This is a genomic window from Bradyrhizobium sp. PRIMUS42, from assembly GCF_023006515.1.
In the GTDB taxonomy this organism is placed as follows: Bacteria; Pseudomonadota; Alphaproteobacteria; order Rhizobiales; family Xanthobacteraceae; genus Bradyrhizobium.
Genome location: NZ_JALBGZ010001269.1, coordinates 1 through 969 on the forward strand (window position 1 = coordinate 1; position 969 = coordinate 969).

General features: G+C 64.3%; 2 protein-coding genes. One reads left to right on the top strand and one right to left on the bottom strand.

Annotated elements, in window-relative coordinates:
* The coding region (locus tag MOV75_RS39600; protein ID WP_247008278.1) for an SPOR domain-containing protein at positions 1-316 on the top strand (316 nt) is incomplete at its 5' end.
* Between the two features lie 237 nt (positions 317-553).
* Here the strand turns inward: MOV75_RS39600 and MOV75_RS39605 are convergent.
* Positions 554-969: DnaJ domain-containing protein (locus MOV75_RS39605; RefSeq protein WP_247008280.1), on the bottom strand; the 416-nt coding region annotated here is incomplete at its 5' end.

The window sequence follows — 969 nt, forward strand, 5'->3', positions numbered from 1 at the left end:
CGCTCCGAAGCTTGCCTCCGCCGATCCGATGCCGGTCCAGATGAGCGCCACCACCAAGCCGGTCGCCACCCATAGCGGCTGGATCGTCCAGGTCGGCGCGCTCGAGAGCGAGAATGAAGCGCAGCACCGCATCGACGCCGCGCGCAACTCGGCCCGCGGCCTGCTCAGCAAGGCTGATCCGTTCACCGAAGTCGTCGCAAAGGACAATCGCAAGCTCTACCGCGCCCGCTTCGCCGGCCTCGAGCGCGATCAGGCCGAAGCCGTCTGTCGCACCCTGAAGCGCGCCGAGATCTCCTGCATCACCGTCCGCAACTGATCTCCTTGCCGTTTTGAGACGAAAATGCCCGCGCCTAGCGCGGGCATTTTCGTTTTGGGACGCGATGACGCGGGCGCTGTTCGTGACAAGGCTGATCCGCGACAACCTCTCGTCAAGAATTTAGGGTTAAAACTTTGCTCAAGGGATCGACCACGCCGAAATGGCGGGCATCGGGGCGACGGCAAACGGAGCAAGCGGAGCTCACACGGTACGGGCGTTTGTGGCGTGGTGCCGGAGTTAGCCGTTATGCGTACGAAGCAGAGTATCCTTGGCCTCGTTTACACGGGCAGCGAGATAGTTCGAGCCCCCCTGGTCGGGATGGAGTTTCTTCATCAGGGACTTGTGCGCCCGGCTGATGTCGTCGCGCCCCGCCCCCGGCTGCAGGCCAAGGATCTGATAGGCCTCCTCCGCCGTCATTTTGCTGCTCGCCGCCGTGCGGCGCTGCCCCCCTGCCGCGTCGCCCTGCGCGTTCTGACGCCAAGCGGGAAACCGGCGGTCCAGATAGCTTTCAAGTAGGGCCACGCTCTCCGCGTCGAACGTCGGGACCATCGCCAACAGGCCCGCCAGATCGAACATGTTGTCGCCGGTCGCGTTGGAGTTGACGCCGGTCGCAATGTTGCTGCTGCCGTTGCCGAAGGCGCTAGCGTTGGTCC